This is a genomic window from Shouchella rhizosphaerae, from assembly GCF_036700015.1.
Classification (GTDB): Bacteria; Bacillota; Bacilli; order Bacillales; family Bacillaceae_D; genus Shouchella; species Shouchella rhizosphaerae.
On record NZ_CP144921.1, the window covers coordinates 879,194 to 897,257 of the forward strand.

The window sequence follows — 18,064 nt, forward strand, 5'->3', positions numbered from 1 at the left end:
AACTAAGTTGGCAAGAATGTCCCTTTTTTTAAAGAATAACTCCCCTCCAAAGAAAGCGCTTCCAAATTTATTATTCCAACGATCTTTTTTCTTGTCAAGTGAAAAATAACTCAGTTTTGTCCTATTCTAATTTTTAGATCTCTTCTAAAACTTTATTTATAAAAAACGAGCCTGCCTAAAGACAGACTCCCATTCTTTCTATCCTCTTTATGAACATCCCCAAGACGGTTGTTTTTTTATCAATAAATTTTGTCGCCATTAAAAATAGAATTCTTCACGACGACATAATCGACATTGCGGATTGCGTCTAGCCTTTTGCCTCCTGCATAGGAAATTGAAGACTGGAGATCTTGTTCCATTTCTAATAGTGTTTCCGCTAACGAACCTTTATGCTCGACGTACATTTTCTTGCCTTCGACATTTTTCCGCTCGCCTTTTTGGTATTCTGATGCAGAACCAAAATACTCTTTATACAGCTTGCCGTCTTTTTCGATCGTGTCACCAGGAGATTCTTCATGGCCTGCAAACAAGGAACCAATCATCACCATTGTGGCGCCAAAACGGACCGACTTGGCAATATCGCCGTGGGTGCGAATGCCACCGTCAGCAATTATTGGTTTACTTGCAGCTTTTGCGCACCAGCGCAGCGCCGCAAGTTGCCAGCCTCCAGTGCCGAAGCCTGTTTTGATTTTAGTAATGCACACCTTTCCAGGCCCAATGCCGACTTTTGTCGCGTCTGCACCGGCATGTTCAAGTTCGCGCACAGCTTCTGGCGTGCCAACATTGCCAGCAATAACGAAACTATCCGGCAAGTGTGTTTTAATATGGCGGATCATGTTGATAACCGCTTCAGAATGGCCATGGGCTATATCAATCGTCACATATTCGGGCACTACATGTTGGTCAGCCAATTGTTGCACAAAGGTGTATTCTTCTTCTTTTACGCCAACACTAATGGATGCGTACAATCCCCGTTCATGCATGTCTTTGACAAACGCAAGACGTGTTTCTGGCTGGAACCGATGCATAATATAAAAATAATCATTTTCGGCAAGGTAACGAGCAATGTTTTCATCGATAATCGTTTGCATATTTGCTGGAACAACTGGAAGCTTGAACGTACGGCCTCCAAGTTCTACACTTGTATCGCATTCAGCCCGACTTCCTACAATGCATTTTGCTGGAATGAGTTGAATATCTTCATAGTCAAAAACGTTTTCCATCATTCACACCCCTAAAAACGAATGTTATAGAATAAAAGAACAAAAATCATTCGCCCATAGGGTAATATACATGATCGCGGAACCGTTGTCAAAGTTTATTTAGACAGAAAACGCTCATTTTACTGTTTATCGTTGTTGTTCTAAAAAAGAGCAGGTATGTCGACAAAGTCGAAACCGCCCTCAGACTGGTAGAAAACGCTTGTCAAACGATGAAAAGAACCAGCTTCCGCTGGTTCTTTTATTGATCTTCGTTTGCCGGTTCTTTATTTGGATTGCCATAATGATAATCAGTCGGTTCAATTGGCTCAAAGCCATCGATCGCATGGAAACGAAGCAAATCTTCGTAAAGCACGCGGTCTGAGTAATCTAATTGCTGGTCGACTTTTTCCTGAATTTCAGTTGTTTTTTCTGTCGGTTCTAGAATTTCGCCTGTCTCTGTATCGTAAAGAACGCCATTGACGGACGTATACGCTGGCGTTATATAGTCGCCACTGCGAAACGAAACGATTTCATCATGCTCTTCAGAAAACAAGTCTGTCCCAAATTGCACATATGGTTTGGCGTTAATGCCTTGTAAATGGAGGAGTGTCGCCATCACATCAATTTCCCCGCCATATGTGTGGTTCACACCGCCTTCCATGCCAGGAACACGAATCAATAACGGCACTCGTTGGTTTTGAGCATTTTGGTGAGGCGTGATTTCTGTGCCTAGAATTTCAGCCATCGCCCGGTTATGGTTTTCGGAAATGCCGTTATGATCTCCGTAAATCATGATGACTGAGTCCTCATACAAACCTGACGCTTTTAAGTCAGCAAAAAATTGCTCAAGGGCTTCATCCAAATAACGGGCCGTCTGAAAGTAGTTATCGACTGTATTGTCTCCGGTAGTGGCCCGTTCAATTGTTGCGTCTTCTGGACCCAAGTTAAACGGATAGTGATTCGTGAGCGAAATCAAATGAGCGTAAAACGGCGTTTCCAATGACTGAAGCATTGGAATCGATTCTTCGAAAAATGGCTTGTCTTTTAAGCCTAAGTTCACAGTATTTTCTTCGCTCATATCATAATAGCTTGCATCAAAAAATTGATCGATACCAAGCTGTTTATACATCGTATCGCGATTCCAAAACGATTTGTAGTCACCGTGTAAAACCGCACTCTCGTGGCCGCGCTCCTGGTTTAAAATGGCAGGAAGCGACTGGTACGTATTTTGCGCTTTCGTTACAAAGGCAGAACCTTGCGGCAAACCAAATAAACCAGTATCTAGCATCAACTCCGCGTCCGCTGTCTTCCCTTGTCCTGTTTGATGGAAAAAGTTATCAAAATACGTCATATCCTCAGCCCCGGCGGCTAATGAATTCAAAAATGGCGTAACTTCCTCGCCGTTCAGCTCATAATCAATTAGAAACGACTGAAAGCTCTCTAAGTGGATTTTAATAATATTTTTGCCCTCAGCGATGCCAAAGTAGTCCTCATTCGGCTTGGCGAAACGGGAAACCGTGTAATTTTCAATTTCCGTTAAATCATCGCTGCTTGCATATGCACGTTGCGATTCCGCTTGCACGGTTTGTATTCCATCATAAATGGTGTAATTATACAAACCTAAATACTTCACAATATAGTTGCGGTCAAACGTCCGTGCAAGCAACTGTGGACGATCGATTTCTGCCATAGCCAAATTGGCGACGAATAGGGCAATTGCTGTCACAATCGCAGTTGTGGCCACGCTTTTGCGAAAGCGTATCTCAGGAACTTCCCTTTTCCATAAATAGAGGGCAATTAAAACCGCTACATCGAAAAAGAACCATAGATCATACCAACGCATGGCAGCAAACACATTTCCAGACATCGTGCTTAAATTGGATGCCTGCATCACGTTAGGCAGCGTAATAAAGTCATCGAAAAAGCGGTAGAACAACACATTTGCATAAAGAATGGCGCCAAGCAAGGAAGCAAAAATAATGATCCATACGTTGGAACGTCGTCCTTTTGCAAACAAGGCCAACCCAAACAATAAAACACCCATGCTTAATGGGTTCAAGGCGAGCAACAATTCCTGGTATGGCCCTTTGACCCCTAAATTAAATTCTGTTTTATACGTCACATATGTTTTGAGCCAATATAAAAATAGAGCAAGCCAAAAAAACATCAGCTTCTTGGAAGCCAATCTTTTTAAATTTGACATTGGGCATCTCTTCTTTCCAATAGAATTTCCTTATTTCGATCGCATAAAACACTCATAACTAGTCAACTATTATATTCGGAAAATCGTTTTCTAGCAACGGAAATTGGAAATAAATTGGATTATAATAACAGCACCTTTTGTCTTTAAAGCAGCTAACAAAGGGGGTTAGCCACTTTTTAAAGCATTGTGTAAGATTGCCAAAATCCTTGTCCCTATCCTTTTTTGCTTACTCTCGCATTTGAGCTGTAAACACTTGTGTGTGATTTTTCAGCTGGTTCAACGTGTTTTTATCAAGCATGCTATCGGTAATAACCGCCGTCGTCTCTTGCAGATGGCAAAATGTATAAAACGCGCTTACTCCAAATTTGCTATGGTCTGCTGTAATATATAACTGTTCAGTCCGATGGCAAATGATCCGATGGCCTTCCCCCTCTTCTTCATTAGCCGCCGTTACTTCACTTCCATGAATGCCATTCGTGCCAATAAATGCTTTATTGAACCGCAGTGCCCCTAACAACTGCCTTGCTAGAGCGCCAATGAATGAGCCAGTCCGTTCACGGTATTCTCCTCCCGCCAACAATAGCTCAAACCGAGGATCGCCTTTAAATTTCATAAAAATCGGCAACGAAGTCGTCACAATTTTTACGTCCCTAGCCTGAATATACCCATGCATCGATTCATTTGTTGTACCAGGCCCGAGAAAGACTGTGTCATGGTCATGAATGAGTGAAGCTGCTTGTTTCGCAATCGCCTTTTTTTCTTTTTGGTTTAAACTCTGCTTTTCTGTATTAGATCGCTCTTTGTAGCCTGCTTTTGTCGCTCCCCCATGTAAACGTACAAGCAATCCTGCTTCTTCAAGCGCCTGCAAATCACGGCGCACTGTCATATCTGCCACTTGCAGCTCTTTCATTATATCTGCCACTTTAATCATGTCACTCTGTTCAAGCATTTTTACTATCCGTTGCAGTCTTTCTTCTTTTAACATTGCTTGCACCTCTATTATGTTAAAAAGTGTTTGTTATTGTTCGTTTTTGTTGATATAATCATAGAAAGTTTTGCAACCGCTGTCAAATCACACTTGCTTATCTGTCTTTTTACGTTAAAAGGAGTGACTCTATGAACACGAATGAGCTTGCCGCTGAATTTGAAACGATTTTTGGCTCTTTGCCAGACCAGCTTTTTTTCGCGCCAGGACGTGTGAACTTGATTGGCGAACATACCGATTACAATGGTGGTTTTGTCTTTCCTGCCGCTTTAACAATGGGCACTTACTTAGCAGTCCGCCGCACAAACACCAATGAATTTCGTTTAGCGAGCCAAAATTTTAGCCAACGGGTTGCTTTCCCAAACAAAGAACTTTCGTACAATAAAGAAGATGATTGGGGCAATTATCCTAAAGGCGTGATCGCTTATTTTCAACATCATGGTTTTGATTTAGACGGGGCCGATCTTTATTTTTTTGGAAACATCCCCAATGGGGCAGGATTGTCTTCTTCAGCCTCGATCGAGATGGTGACAGCCTATATGATCTCTTCCCTTACAGGCGCCAATTGGGATCGCCTCGACCTTGTAAAAGCGTGCCAGCATGTTGAAAACAACTTTATCGGTGTGAACAGCGGCATTATGGACCAATTTGCTGTGGGCATGGGCAAAGCTGACCATGCGCTTTTTTTACAAACGGACTCGTTGCAGTACGAACTTGTGCCATTAACATTGGGCAATTACGATATCGTGATTACCAATTCAAATAAACGCAGAGGGCTAGCTGACTCCAAATACAATGAACGACGGGCCGAGTGTGAACAAGCGCTCGCTGACCTTCAAGCAACTGGTCTTAGCATTCGTACATTAAGTGATGTCACACCAGTGTTGCTCGCAAAACACCACCACGCTTTCTCGACGGCGACAGTTGCCAAACGAGCTAGCCATGTTGTCAGCGAAAACCAACGTGTGCTTGAAGCCGTAACGGCGCTAAAAGCAGGAAACCTCCGTGACTTCGGGCATCTGATGAATGAATCTCATCAATCGCTGGCAAACGATTACGAAGTGACTGGCTTAGAGCTTGATGCGTTATATCAGTTGCAACACCGAGCCCCTGGCTGCATCGGCACACGAATGACTGGAGCAGGATTTGGCGGCTGTACTGTCAGCCTTGTACAAACAGACAAAATGGAAGCGTTTCAAGCACATGTTAAAAAAGGCTACGAAAGCGAATTTGGCTTTCAACCAAGCTTCTACATTAGCCGCGCCGGTGATGGCGTAACCGAACTGCCTTTGGCCACTGCGGCAGATTGAGGTTCAACCAGATGAAAAAACAGATTTACACACAAATTGAAAAATTGCTTGCTTACGGCGTTCAAAAAAAACTGCTCCCTCTTGCTGATGTGGACTATAGCCGAAACCAGCTACTAGACCGCCTTGGCCTCGATGCGCCAATGATCCAAGAAACGCTCCCTGAGACCAATGAGCCCATTTACGACATCCTTGCCCCGATTCTTGATTGGGCGGCAGAAAATGGTCTCCTTGAAGCAAATACGGTCACATACCGGGACTTATTTGACACAAAATTGATCGATGCGCTTTTGCCGCGTCCAAGTACGGTCATTGATCATTTTTTTTTTATGTGCGAACAACAAGGCCCACAAGCGGCTACTGCTGCGTTTTATCAGTTTTGCAAAGATGCCCATTACATTCGCACAGACAGGATCGCCTTAAATGAAAGTTGGCTTGCACCTACCCCTTATGGCGACCTTGAAATCACGATCAATCTATCCAAGCCGGAAAAAGACCCTGTTGCCATTGCCGCTGCCAAAAAGGTAGCTCCGTCCGACTATCCCAAAGGGCTTCTTGCCAAAGAAAATGTTGGCTTTGCCGGTCGGGCTACCCATCCAGCCCGGCAAAACTTGCGCTTAATTCCGGTAACACTTGGCAACGAACAGTGGTATATGCAGTTTTCTCCTTACGTCTATTATGAAGAACACGCCATTGTGCTTTTCGAAAAACAGCGGCCTATGCAGATTACCGCCGACACGTTTACAAGGCTGCTCGAATTTGTCCAACAATACACTCATTATTTTATTGGCTCCAATGCCGATTTGCCAATAGTCGGCGGTTCAATTTTAAACCACGACCATTACCAAGGCGGAAAACATACATTTCCAATGGCGAAAGCGCCGTTGAAAAAGGCTTTTACTCTAAAAGGATATCCAACCATAAAAGCTGGCATTGTCAAATGGCCTATGTCTGTCATTCGTCTCGCTAGCGCAGACCCAGCATCATTGCAAGCAGCGGCTACTGCTATCCTTTCGGCTTGGAAAACGTACAGCGACCCATCGCTCGACATTTATGCAAATAGTGACGGAACTCCTCATAATACGATTACGCCAATTGCCCGCAACAAGAGCGGCATGTTTGAACTGGATCTCGTCCTTCGCAATAACCGGACGACAAAAGCCCATCCGCTTGGGTTATTTCATCCACATGCAGATGTGCACGCTATCAAAAAAGAAAACATTGGCTTGATTGAAGTAATGGGCTTAGCCGTATTGCCTGGGCGCTTAAAACAAGAACTAGCTGAGCTAGCGACTGTCCTACCAAGTGCTAACGCGGCAGAACAAATTGAGCAAAATGAAGCCATTGCAAAACACAAAGAGTGGGCGCTTTCACTAAAAGAGCAAAAGCCGAACCTTACAACAGCGAATGTGGAAGCGCTCCTTAAGCAAGAAGTGGGTCGGTTGTTTACATCTGTCCTCTCCCATGCTGGCGTCTTTAAAGATACCGACTCAGGAGAGGCTGGTTTCATCCGTTTTCTCAAAAAATCAGATTTGATATAAAAAACCCATGGCAATCGCCATGGGTTTTCTCTCATTCGCTACTTTTATAAGCCATTCACTTACTTTTATAAGCCATTCACTTTTATTTTTTGACAGCATGAACATAATGAATCGTTTCAAATGCCGACAAATGATCTTGCCTGTTGGAAAAGTACCGTTCGTTGATTTTCTCAGGCGTCAGCGTCTCATAGATAAGCAAACCGCATTGTTCCAATAGCCTTTCCATTTCACTATAGGAATAACAGGACTTCATCGGCTCTCCACTAGCAGCAGCCATTTTCACCATGTTTTCGACGCGATTTGAAACCCCTTTTGCTTCAAAAAGCGTCTCATCTGCATAATCAAACACAATCGAACTCCCCGTTGGCACAAGGGCAAACAAATGTGCTAGCAAGCTTGAAAGCTCGTCCTTCGTCAAATAGTAGGAAACGCCTAAAAGGCTAAAAAACGTCTTCTTGCCAGTAAATCCCGCCTCGATTAATGGTTGCCCAGAAAATGCCTTGCTGAAGTCCATAGGAACGAAATGAAGGTGGCTTGGAATCTCAAAACCAGCTTGCTCTAGCTTTTTCTTCTTAAATTCCTGCGTCATAGGAGAATCAACTTCAAAAATGTCTAACGTATCCTGCAGCTCAGGATGCCTAAAACAAAATGTGTCCAAGCCAGCACCAAGGATGACGTACTGTTTGGCCCCTAGCCGCACTTCATTCAGGAGCACACCTTCACAATAGGCGGCACGCGCTAAAGGCGTCGGAGATAGTTGTACTTGGGTAATCCATTTTAATATCTGTTCCGAATGCCCTTTCCATTTTTGGGCTAATTCTTCGTTAAAAAAACCAATCCCCTGAATCATGTTGGCCTTGATCTCCTCATATTCGTCTTCGGAGATCAAACGTTCCGCTAAATAATCATCAAAAACCTTCGGTTGATCAAAGCGACTATGATAGGCCCTTCCAAATGCTGAAATAATAGAAGTTAAACTAGGACTCCCCTTTTGCAAGCCATACACGCTCCTTCGTTTTCAAAAAAAATAGGATTCCCCTGGCCAGGAGAATCCTATTATACAACAAAAACAATAATATTCAATTATAGCATAAACAAATTTTTTTGTCAAGTTATAACTTCTGGATTTGCCGAGGTGCCAACAGCTAACAATGACTTCCCTAATAAATAGACAAGAAGACAACACCATACATTCGTGCAGTCTCCTTGCTTCATTCTCCTTATGCTATGTTTCCGACGAGGACGGGTTCCGTTTCATGCTTTTGCTTGTCTCCACCTTGTCATTGCCCATAAAGAAGGCCGCTACTAGTGCAATCGCGATCGGGATGAGAGCAAGGGAAAAGATAAATGTAATCGAATCGGACATCGCTTCTGTAATCGTACTAAGCACGTCAGGTGGTATTTGCGCTCTGCCTTCTGGGGTAAACAATTCTTGTAAGTTTTGATTTTCCACTTGAATTGGCGCTTCCTTAAATGCTCCGTTTAATCGGTTGGTAAAGGAAAGCGTTTGAACCGTACCGAAAACGGCGAGACCGACCGTCATACCAAATGAGCGCAAAAACGAATTGGTTGAGTTGGCTGAACCTCTGAACCGTGGCGATAATTGATTAATGGAAGCAGCAGGCAATAGCGAAAACGAAAAGCCAACGCCTAGCCCGGCTAAAGCGATATAAAACGCCAATGCAATTCTTGTGACATCCGTCCCCATTGTCGCTAGCAGTGCCATACCTGTAAAAAAGCAGACGCCTGAAAATACCATCATGGCCCGAAACGAAATTTTCGTCTGCAGCGCTCCACCAATCATGCTTCCAACCACAGAGCCAAGCATCATCGGCATTAACGTTGTCCCAGCATCAGATGCAGTACCGCCAAATACGGCCTGGACAAAGATCGGAATAAACACAGCCAAAAGCACAAATGTGCCGCCGTAAGCAAAGGCAATTAGCTGAGACGTGGCAAACAGACGTTTTTTAAACATCCAAAACGAAATAATCGGTTCCTCTGCTTTCCGTTCTGCGAACGTAAACAAGGTAAACAGAACCGCTGCAGCCGCAAACAGCAAAAGAATTGTTGGAGAACCCCAGCTGTACGTACCGCCCCCAAGTTCTAAGGCAAACATTAAGCAACTCACTGCAAGAACAAGGGATCCCGCACCAAGCCAGTCTATTTTTTGTTTCGACGCTTCCATCGTTTCTTTGTAATACCGGGCAATTAAAAAAAGCGCAACGGCCCCGATCGGCACATTAATATAAAAAATCCAATGCCAGCTTAACGCTTCCGTTATAAACGCACCTAATAGAGGCCCTAGGACACTGGAAAGGCCAAACACCGCGCCAATAAGCCCAGTCATCTTTCCCCGTTTTTCTGGCGGGAAGAGGTCGAAAATAATCGTAAAGGCAATAGGCATTAGAGCTCCGCCGCCAACCCCTTGAATAATGCGAAAGGCAATTAATTGATTCATTGTTTGCGACAGGCCACATAAAACAGAGCCAAGCAAAAACATCAACAAGCCAAATACGAAAAAACGTTTTCGGCCATACATGTCAGATAATTTCCCGTATATCGGCATACCAGCCATCATCGCGACCATATAGCCAGCCGTTACCCATACAAATTGTTCGTAATTGCCAAGGTCACCAACAATCGTACCCATTGCTGTTGCTACAATCGTGTTGTCGATCGCGGCCATAAAAATGCCTAGTAGCAAACCTGCTGTTACAAAGGAAGTCGAATTTGTTTTCTTCATATGTATAATCTCCTCAATAAAACCAGTACACTACGCCTAGCTTATCACAATTTACGACAAATAGCCGGGTTCTTCTACTTCCTTCCTACAGCCTGTAAAAGGCGCCTGAATAAGTGGCGCCCTCTCGTGTCCCTCTTTAACAGAGGACATCGCTCTTTTTTGCTATTCTGTTTGCTCCGCTAGCCGCTTCACAGCGTGAAGGAGCAACGCTGGGGCGACTTCCGTTGAGTATGTCAATTCTAACCGTTCAGTCCGCTTATGGGCGTCTTTGCCAAAAGGCCCCAAGTTTATTGTTGGAATATCAAGCCCAGCGATTTCCCTTAAAGGAATGTGATAACTTCGTTCGTATAATGGCATATGTTCTTTTAAGCCTGTATCTGGAGCAGCTGCCTCTTTCGTTACCCGGCAATAACTTACATCAGAGAGGCCTGGGAAAAAAGTTTTTTGCACAAGGCGCTCGCCAAACTGATCGGCGCAAATTTGCTTAAGCTCATCTACAAGTGCCAACAAACGTTGATCTTGTTTCTGGTCTAGGCGCACATGTGGATAATAAGGCGGAGCAAGCAACAAAAGATAAAAAGGCGCCCTGTCTAAAAAATGGGCTGACATTCGCCGTGCAAAGGCAAGTGTTTGCGTCGTGTAATCAGCCGTTTCCGCTACACTTTCTGATAACGCTTCTTCGTAAACGTCCTTAAATGCATCCTTTCCATACTTTTGGACTCCGAGCTGATAAAGATCAGTTAACGTATAGACTTGCGGCTGTTTCACTAGTGCTGTCAGTGATTCATCGCCAAATGCTTGGCGATGGCGGAGAAGACGCTCATAAATGAGCGTGCTGGCCAGGTTGCAAGCCTCTTTTACGCGCTCCATAACTTCCTGGGGTCCTGAGTCTAGCGTCAACACATTGTAAAATAAATAAGATTCGTTTGGCGTTTGCACATCGTACGTTTCCTTTAGGTCTCGAATGCGCAAACATGTTGGCGACGGAGAAACTTCCCCATCGACTTGATTCGAAAAACGCTCTGACCATTCCATTTCAACGGCGAGTTGGGCAGCCATGACAGCAGCGTTAATGCCTTCCAACGGCTGGCCAACATGCGTTTCCTTGCCGATACAGTAAATGAAGGGAAGCAGCTTTCCTGTTGATCCCGTATAAATGTATTTGTTCCAATCATTCGGATAAGCAGAAAAATTCGGCTCCGAACAAATGCATGCGTGGAAGTTCCAGCCGTCTTCCTGCATCGCTCTCAATTCATGGATAGCGGCAAACATGCCCATCGACAGCTTTTCTTCATCGGGCACGGCGACTAGACACACATTGGCTTTAGCGTCTTTATCATCAGCGATATCTTGCAAAACGGACAGCTGCATCGCAAGTCCTGCCTTCATGTCCATACTGCCGCGCCCAAACAAGTAATGGCCAGATTCCAAATCATGGCGGGCGTCCTTGTCAAGATAGCCCTCTTGCTCGGCCAAAAGCTTTTCTCTTAACAAATCAGGGGTAAACGCATCCTCTTTATACATCCCAAAATCATCGACGCCAACAACGTCAAAATGGCTTAACAACATCGTCGCTTTTTTTGTCGTAGGCGCCTTCGCCAATAGCGCGACAACCGCTTCCCGGCCAAGAGAGTCGCCTCTTAAAGGAACGCGTTTAATGTGCTGCGGGTAGGCTTGAAAATAAGGAATCCGCTCTAGCACCGCAACAATGCGGTCAGCCATTTCCCGTTCTTGTGTCGTTCCAGAAATGCTAGGCTGCTTCATTAGCTCCAGCGTCAATTGATAGACACGCTTTGCATGTGGGTACCGTTCTGACATCGCCATCCCCGCTTCCTCTATTTTGGTTTGTAGAAAAAACGCAAAGCGGTCTTCCGCTAAGCGTTTTTCTCTGTCATTTGCCTTGCTTGGCTATAGGTTTGTCGACTTAAGCCCCTTTTGTACCAATGCTTGCTTAGCAAGTAAAACAGCTCCTGTAAGGCCCGCGTCATCGCCGAGTCCTGGAGGCACCACATATTCCTCAAGATCGCCTATTTTTACATAGCCATTGATTTGCGTAGCCAACGCTTGGCGAATTAGCGGATACAAGTGGCGTTGTTTCATGACGCCTCCTCCTAAAATAACTCGCTTTGGCGACAGTACGTATGTGTAGGTAGCGATTGCTTGGGCTAAATAGTATGCTTCCATTTCCCATACTTCGCTCACTTCGGCAAGCTCTACACCGGCTTTGCCCCATCGTCCTTGAATAGCGGGACCCGCAGCAAGCCCCTCAAGACAATCACCGTGGTACGGGCAATTGCCTTCATAGCGGTCATCTTTATGGCGCACAACAGGGATATGCCCCATTTCTGGATGGCTAAGCCCTTCCAAAATCGTCCCATTTACGACTGCGCCAGCGCCAATACCAGTACCGACTGTAATATAGACGCAACTGTCGAGCCCTTTGGCAGCACCGACTGCCGCTTCAGCAAGCGCAGCTCCATTTACATCAGTTGTAATTGAGATAGGGATGTTCAAATGAGCAAAAGCACCAAGAAGCGAATAACCTGGCCATCCTTTTTTAGGCGTACTTGCCAATGAGCCGTATGTAGAAGATCCTTTTACAAGATCTAGTGGCCCAAAACTGCCAATCCCTAAACTATCAATTTGTTGTTCTTCAAAAAACGCGATAATCTCCGGCATTGTTTCTTGTGGATGTTTGGTAGGAATCGTCAGCTTCGCCAACCACTCGCCTTTTTCGTTGGCGACGCCACACACCATTTTTGTTCCCCCTGCTTCTAAACCACCATATCGTACTTGTTCCACTTTCGTTCCCCCTGCACTAGAGCTTTTTCTGTTAGTATACCATTCCCTTGCCAGACTCGCAGTGAAAAGATTGCATCTCAGAAAAACGAACGGCGCTTTCCCCCAACAAAAGACGCAAGTGAAACGAACCGATGCTACCCAATCCATACAGTAGAAACGAAAAAGGCGCTGCTTTTAATGTTTCGCAGCGCCAAGCAACATATCAATACGCATAGCCAACTCAGATTCCGGCACGTCATAGTCGCCGCCTAGAACGATGCGGTCAAACTTATCATTATTTCGCACCATTTCCACATGATAGCGGTCTTCATTCTCTTGTTTAAGGCTAATGACAACCGGCTGGCCTTGACGGGTTTTTACATACAAAAGCACGCCTTCGTCCATCGGAATGTAGCCTTCAAACTGCCACTCGCTAATAAATTCCTTCCCCTGTGCTTGGATCTGGCTAATGAGTGTTTCTGCAACTGAGTTCATCATTTATCCTACCTCCACTTACAGTGTACCAGCCACACGTCAATTGAAAAAGGAGGACAAACGACTTCTTTCCACACGGATGGGTTCATCCATGGCTATTGGCTCGACGCTAAGAACCCTTATCACGTTTTTCGCGACTTTATGATTCTCGGTTTCCTAGATTTTAAACACCTACGGATGATTGTCCCCTTTTGCAGGTGGACATGCTATGCTAGAGAGTGAAAAGTGTAAGAAAAGGATGGTTTATATGTACCATATTTATATAGTCGAGGATGACCAGCAAATTCGCCGGATTATGGCTGACCATTTAGAACGGTACGGCTATCGAGTTACATGGGCGGAGAATTTCGAAACGATCAAACAGGAATTTGTGGCGATTCAGCCTGATCTTGTCTTACTCGATATTAATTTGCCCCTTTATGATGGCTTTTATTGGTGTAGGCAAATCCGTACTGTTTCCAATGCGCCGGTGTTGTTTATCTCTGCCCGGACTGACGACATGAACCAAGTGATGGCGATTGAGAATGGCGGCGATGATTACATTACGAAACCATTTCATTTAGAAGTGCTACTGGCTAAAGTAAAAAGCGCCTTGCGCCGATCCTACGGGGAGTACGCCCATGCCCGTGACATCCAGCAAACGGTAAGAGAACTAGACAACCTTTATTTTTACCCTGACCGAAATGAACTCGTCTATAACGATGCCAAATTGGAATTAACGAAGAAAGAGTTTTTATTGTTCCAACGTTTAGCGGAATCGCCAAATGTGATTGTTAGTCGGGACGAGCTCTTGGAAACGCTGTGGGATGAAGTTGATTTTGTCGATGACAATACGTTATCTGTAAATGTGACACGACTGCGAAAGCGCCTGCAAGAACTTGGCATCACTAATGCGATCCAAACGATCCGCGGGCAAGGATATCGGCTGGACGTCAATTGGGGTGGGCGATCCTCATGATTCGTACGTTTTTAAAAGACCGTCTAGCGATGATTTTGTTTTTTTACATGAACACAGGGTTGCTCATCTTGGCGGCATCGTTGTATATGCATATAAGCAATGAACAGATCAACGCGCCAATTGCCTTTTATTTGTTGTTGTTGACTAGCTTTTTCTTAATTGTATGGCTGGCGGTCGATTATCTCCACCAAAAAACGTATTTAAAGAAATTGCATCGGCTCGCTCATCAAAAAACGATAGCTCTTGATTCAAGCTATGAATTGGAGGCCGCCAATCCTCCTTCTCGTGAAGCGCAAGCATGGCTTCGTCTTCATAAGCGAGCACAAGAAGACATTCAACGAGAAGTGGAGAGGCTTGAACAAGCGCAAAAGCGGCACCAAATGTTTATTAATCAGTGGGTTCACCATATGAAAACGCCTGTTTCCGTCATATCTTTGCTCATTCAAGAGGGAAAACAAACACTAACTGACAAAGAATGGCTTGACGACATAAGTGCCGAAAATGACCGCTTCCGCCATGGTCTTGAACTGATGCTTCACCTTGCTCGGCTCGACCACTTTTCTCTCGACTTAAAGGCGGAGCTCGTCGATCCTGCAGCAATTGCTCGGGAGCTCATTAATGAGGAAAAGCGCCAGTTCATTCGTCGTGGCATTTTTCCAGAACTTGATGCTGAGGAAGCTGAACCCGTCGCTAGCGACAGCAAGTGGCTGCGCGTTGTCATCGCCCAACTTTTGCATAACGCCTTAAAATATTCACCGCAAAAGCAACAAGCACGCATCCGTTTTTCATTTAAAAAACAGCATCATCAACTTGAATTTTCAATAGCCGATTCAGGTGTAGGCATCCCAGCAAAAGATTTGCCCCGTGTGTTTGACCCGTTTTTCACTGGCGAAAATGGCAGACGCTACCAAGAGTCTACAGGAATGGGACTCTATTTGGCGCAAACGATCGCCCGGGAGCTCGGCCACAGGCTCTATTTACATTCTGATCCTGGCAAAGGCACGACGGCTACACTTGTTTTTTCTTCAAAGACACTTCATCAAACATGACAAAAATGTAAGCTAAACATAGAATTTTGAAAGCTGATTCAATGGGAAACGCAGGCGTTCTTTTCTATACTGATTACACAAACGTTGTGATAGGAGGAACGCACGATGTCCATTCTTCAAGTCAAAAATTTAACGAAAACCTATTATCCGAAAAAGGAAGGGCTCGCCTATAAGGCATTGCTCCCTTTCCAACTTCAAGTAGATAAAGGCGAATTTGTTGGTGTCATGGGTCCATCTGGCAGCGGAAAAACGACTTTGCTCAATATGTTAGCAACGATTGACAAACCAACAGCGGGCGAAATCATCATTAACGGCACCAATCCGGCAACGCTGTCAAACAACAAATTAGCACTTTTTCGCCGCAAAGAACTCGGCTTTGTGTTCCAGGATTTTAACTTGCTCGACACTTTAACGGTTCGTGAAAATATTTTGCTCCCATTGGCATTGGACAAAGTGCCATACAAAGAAATGGAAAAACGCCTTGCCAATATTGCAGAATTGCTTAGCATTGCTTCCATTTTGGATAAGCGTACGTCTGAAATTTCAGGAGGCCAGAAACAACGTACGGCATGTGCACGGGCCTTTATCCACCAACCGGCAATGGTGTTAGCCGACGAGCCGACAGGAAACCTTGACTCAAAAGCAGCAAGGCAAGTGCTCGATACGCTTACGGCAATGAATAAAGAACGGGACGCGACCATTTTAATGGTTACACACGACCCTACAGCGGCCAGCTATTGCGACAGGATCATTTTTATCAAAGATGGCGCCTTTTTCTCCGAAATTCGCAAAGGTGACCGCCAACAAACATTTTACCAAAACATCTTAGACACGCTTAGCGTTTTAGGGGGCGATTTCCATGAATCTACGCACACTCGCCCGTAGAAACATTACTGGCCACGCCCAACGCTATGCTGCTTATTTTCTAAGTTGCGTGTTCACCGTCATGATCTTTTTTATCTATGCTCAGTTTATTTTTCACCCAGACGTCGCCGAGGAAAGCATGCACCAGGTCGTCAAAAACGGCATGGTGGCAGCACAAGTAATCATTGTCTTATTTTCGATCTTTTTTATCGCCTATTCGAACAATGTCTTTTTGCAAGTTCGCTCACAGGAATTTGGGCTTTTAACGCTTTTTGGCATGAATAGAAGCCAGTTGCGCTCTCTTGTCTATTATGAGCAAACGATTATCTCGATTGTTGCCATCATCTGCGGACTTCTGCTTGGCACGCTTTTCTCGAAATTATTTTTGATGTTCATGACCATGTTGCTTGCTGTCGACGCGCCGATTACGTTCAAGTTCGTGCCTGTAGCTTATCTTGTAACAGGCGTTGGCTTTTTCTTATTATTCCAGGTTCTCTCGCTCCTTTCATTTTGGAAACTTCGCAACCAAGAAGTGATTCAAATGCTGAAAGAAGCAAGCAAGCCAAAGATGATGCCAAAGACATCCATTTGGCTCACCGTGCTTACGGTGATTTGCCTTGCAGCTGGCTATGGGCTAGCTGTCACCACCAACATGATGACCGTCATGCTAACCATGTTTCCAGTATTAGGGCTTGTGGTAGTCGGCACTTATTTTCTCTTTACCCAAGGCACAGTAGCGCTTTACAATCGCCTTTACCGCAACAAACGCTCTTTATACTCAGGCACGACTTTAATTACGCGGACAAACATTTTGTTTCGCTTAAAAGATTACGCACGCATGTTGTTTTTGACATCTGTCATTAGCGCCGTCGTCCTGACAGCCTCGGGAACCGTTTATATGTTTTTTAATGCGATCCTCAACGAAGGAATGGGGAATATGCCGTACTCGATTTTCTGGACGGTTGAAGAAACGGACGATGAGGCCGATATTATTACGACCGAAAAGGTTGAATCATTGCTGGCAGAATACGGCTCTGAAGTCCTGTTTAAAATTGATGAGCAAATGCTTGACGTTGAGTTTACAGGCACGCCGAGCTATTTGAACGAGGAGACGGTATTGTCTGGTTCAGTCATCTCGGAAAGCACCTTTAACCGGCTCAGCGAAGACATCGGTTTAGAACCTGTTTCATTAGCAGGCAATGACATTATTGCTTTTAGTCAAGAAGATCTATTTGCCCCCGCTCAATTTGATGAACTGACAATTACGTTTGGCGAGTCTGAGCAAACCTTTACGGATCTTGAAGTACACAATGAGGTTCTGTTTAGTAGCAATAGCACCTTTATCCTTTCAGACGAAGCGTTTGCCAAAGCGGAGCAGGCCCCTGGCATTCAAACCGAACGTTTCATTGCCTATGAACTCGACGATTGGCAAAATGAAACGGACGTATCCGAGGCAATTATGGAAGCAACAGGAGAACATGGTTATATATTGCAAGCTAAGCCGTATCAATACCATATGCTGCTGCAAATGTACTCCTTAGTTCTGTTTATTGGCTTGTTTGTCAGCTTGCTATTCTTCATTGTCCAAGGAAGCATGCTCTATTTGAAATTGTTTACCGATTTGGCCGATACGAAAAAACAATTGTTTGCCTTAAGCCGGATTGGCTTAACAGACAAAGAAAAGCGCAGGATCTTGGATAAACAAATGGGTTTCCTTTTCTTTGTACCTGTGCTTGTCGGCAGCGTCCATGCCAGCTTTGCCTATGTGATGCTCAGCAACATGCTCGATGTCAATCTCGTACTAAACGCGATCTTGGTCATTTCCATTTATGCTGCCTTGCAATTGATTTACTTTTTGATCACGAGACTGCTTTACTTCCGTGCCGCTCTCAACTAAAAACTTGCACAACAAGCCCCTGGCCATTCGCCAGGG

The 18,064-nt window shown here is 44.7% G+C and carries 14 protein-coding genes; 6 read left to right on the plus strand and 8 right to left on the minus strand.

Features of this window, described 5'->3' with window-relative positions; all coding sequences use genetic code 11:
• Window positions 1-239: 239 nt before the first annotated feature.
• The 3 genes from guaC to V5G21_RS04695 all read right to left on the minus strand — a co-directional run bounded on the left by guaC (window position 240) and on the right by V5G21_RS04695 (window position 4,390).
• Window positions 240-1,223, minus strand: coding sequence for a GMP reductase (gene guaC, locus V5G21_RS04685; protein ID WP_035202909.1), 984 nt, complete (start codon window positions 1,221-1,223; stop codon window positions 240-242).
• Window positions 1,224-1,461: 238 nt separating this feature from the next.
• Window positions 1,462-3,405 carry an LTA synthase family protein gene (locus V5G21_RS04690; RefSeq protein WP_338465258.1) on the minus strand — a complete coding sequence of 648 codons (1,944 nt, stop codon included), beginning with the start codon at window positions 3,403-3,405 and terminating at the stop codon, window positions 1,462-1,464.
• A 226-nt stretch (window positions 3,406-3,631) separates the two neighbouring features.
• Complete coding sequence (locus tag V5G21_RS04695; protein WP_011248060.1) at window positions 3,632-4,390, minus strand: DeoR/GlpR family DNA-binding transcription regulator; 759 nt, start codon at window positions 4,388-4,390, stop codon at window positions 3,632-3,634.
• A 131-nt stretch (window positions 4,391-4,521) separates the two neighbouring features.
• Here V5G21_RS04695 and V5G21_RS04700 point away from each other — a divergent pair, with 131 nt between their 5' ends.
• The gene (locus tag V5G21_RS04700; protein WP_338465259.1) at window positions 4,522-5,700 is read left to right on the plus strand and encodes a galactokinase; all 1,179 of its coding nucleotides are present in this window, start codon (window positions 4,522-4,524) and stop codon (window positions 5,698-5,700) included.
• An 11-nt stretch (window positions 5,701-5,711) separates the two neighbouring features.
• Window positions 5,712-7,238, plus strand: coding sequence for a UDP-glucose--hexose-1-phosphate uridylyltransferase (gene galT / locus V5G21_RS04705; RefSeq protein WP_338465260.1), 1,527 nt, complete (start codon window positions 5,712-5,714; stop codon window positions 7,236-7,238).
• An 82-nt stretch (window positions 7,239-7,320) separates the two neighbouring features.
• On the opposite strand, the gene V5G21_RS04710 is transcribed toward galT, so the two are convergent.
• The 5 genes from V5G21_RS04710 to V5G21_RS04730 form a co-directional block, all read right to left on the minus strand.
• Window positions 7,321-8,235: a class I SAM-dependent methyltransferase gene (locus V5G21_RS04710; RefSeq protein ID WP_041824036.1), complete on the minus strand. Its 915-nt coding sequence runs from the start codon at window positions 8,233-8,235 to the stop codon at window positions 7,321-7,323.
• A gap of 228 nt (window positions 8,236-8,463) precedes the next feature.
• Window positions 8,464-9,984 carry an MDR family MFS transporter gene (locus V5G21_RS04715; protein WP_095236674.1) on the minus strand — a complete coding sequence of 507 codons (1,521 nt, stop codon included), beginning with the start codon at window positions 9,982-9,984 and terminating at the stop codon, window positions 8,464-8,466.
• Between the two features lie 162 nt (window positions 9,985-10,146).
• On the minus strand, window positions 10,147-11,802 hold the full coding sequence (locus V5G21_RS04720; RefSeq protein WP_179289591.1) for a M20/M25/M40 family metallo-hydrolase: 1,656 nt from the start codon (window positions 11,800-11,802) through the stop codon (window positions 10,147-10,149).
• 90 nt (window positions 11,803-11,892) lie between these two features.
• Entirely contained in the window at window positions 11,893-12,741 is an 849-nt protein-coding gene (locus V5G21_RS04725) for an ROK family protein (protein WP_142237578.1), read from the minus strand.
• 219 nt (window positions 12,742-12,960) lie between these two features.
• On the minus strand, window positions 12,961-13,263 hold the full coding sequence (locus V5G21_RS04730) for a hypothetical protein (protein ID WP_095236671.1): 303 nt from the start codon (window positions 13,261-13,263) through the stop codon (window positions 12,961-12,963).
• A 244-nt stretch (window positions 13,264-13,507) separates the two neighbouring features.
• Here V5G21_RS04730 and V5G21_RS04735 point away from each other — a divergent pair, with 244 nt between their 5' ends.
• The 4 genes from V5G21_RS04735 to V5G21_RS04750 all read left to right on the plus strand — a co-directional run bounded on the left by V5G21_RS04735 (window position 13,508) and on the right by V5G21_RS04750 (window position 18,028).
• Complete coding sequence (locus V5G21_RS04735) at window positions 13,508-14,218, plus strand: response regulator transcription factor (protein WP_011248069.1); 711 nt, start codon at window positions 13,508-13,510, stop codon at window positions 14,216-14,218.
• The gene (locus tag V5G21_RS04740) at window positions 14,215-15,267 is read left to right on the plus strand and encodes a sensor histidine kinase (protein ID WP_011248070.1); all 1,053 of its coding nucleotides are present in this window, start codon (window positions 14,215-14,217) and stop codon (window positions 15,265-15,267) included. The genes V5G21_RS04735 and V5G21_RS04740 overlap by 4 nt, the downstream gene beginning before the upstream one ends.
• A gap of 105 nt (window positions 15,268-15,372) precedes the next feature.
• On the plus strand, window positions 15,373-16,152 hold the full coding sequence (locus tag V5G21_RS04745) for an ABC transporter ATP-binding protein (RefSeq protein WP_011248071.1): 780 nt from the start codon (window positions 15,373-15,375) through the stop codon (window positions 16,150-16,152).
• Window positions 16,127-18,028, plus strand: a complete 1,902-nt coding sequence (locus tag V5G21_RS04750) for an FtsX-like permease family protein (RefSeq protein WP_011248072.1) — start codon at window positions 16,127-16,129, stop codon at window positions 18,026-18,028. The genes V5G21_RS04745 and V5G21_RS04750 overlap by 26 nt, the downstream gene beginning before the upstream one ends.
• Window positions 18,029-18,064 lie beyond the last annotated feature (36 nt).

What these genes read in the sequence shown, in the direction of transcription:
- V5G21_RS04690 (WP_338465258.1), bottom strand. Translation starts at nt 3,405, where the DNA reads ATGTCAAATTTAAAAAGATTGGCTTCCAAGAAGCTGATGTTTTTTTGG.
- galT (WP_338465260.1), top strand. Translation starts at nt 5,712, where the DNA reads ATGAAAAAACAGATTTACACACAAATTGAAAAATTGCTTGCTTACGGC.
- V5G21_RS04735 (WP_011248069.1), top strand. Translation starts at nt 13,508, where the DNA reads ATGTACCATATTTATATAGTCGAGGATGACCAGCAAATTCGCCGGATT.
- V5G21_RS04695 (WP_011248060.1), bottom strand. Translation starts at nt 4,390, where the DNA reads ATGTTAAAAGAAGAAAGACTGCAACGGATAGTAAAAATGCTTGAACAG.
- V5G21_RS04730 (WP_095236671.1), bottom strand. Translation starts at nt 13,263, where the DNA reads ATGATGAACTCAGTTGCAGAAACACTCATTAGCCAGATCCAAGCACAG.
- V5G21_RS04740 (WP_011248070.1), top strand. Translation starts at nt 14,215, where the DNA reads ATGATTCGTACGTTTTTAAAAGACCGTCTAGCGATGATTTTGTTTTTT.
- V5G21_RS04715 (WP_095236674.1), bottom strand. Translation starts at nt 9,984, where the DNA reads ATGAAGAAAACAAATTCGACTTCCTTTGTAACAGCAGGTTTGCTACTA.
- V5G21_RS04750 (WP_011248072.1), top strand. Translation starts at nt 16,127, where the DNA reads ATGAATCTACGCACACTCGCCCGTAGAAACATTACTGGCCACGCCCAA.
- V5G21_RS04720 (WP_179289591.1), bottom strand. Translation starts at nt 11,802, where the DNA reads ATGTCAGAACGGTACCCACATGCAAAGCGTGTCTATCAATTGACGCTG.
- V5G21_RS04700 (WP_338465259.1), top strand. Translation starts at nt 4,522, where the DNA reads ATGAACACGAATGAGCTTGCCGCTGAATTTGAAACGATTTTTGGCTCT.
- V5G21_RS04725 (WP_142237578.1), bottom strand. Translation starts at nt 12,741, where the DNA reads ATGGTGTGTGGCGTCGCCAACGAAAAAGGCGAGTGGTTGGCGAAGCTG.
- V5G21_RS04745 (WP_011248071.1), top strand. Translation starts at nt 15,373, where the DNA reads ATGTCCATTCTTCAAGTCAAAAATTTAACGAAAACCTATTATCCGAAA.
- guaC (WP_035202909.1), bottom strand. Translation starts at nt 1,223, where the DNA reads ATGGAAAACGTTTTTGACTATGAAGATATTCAACTCATTCCAGCAAAA.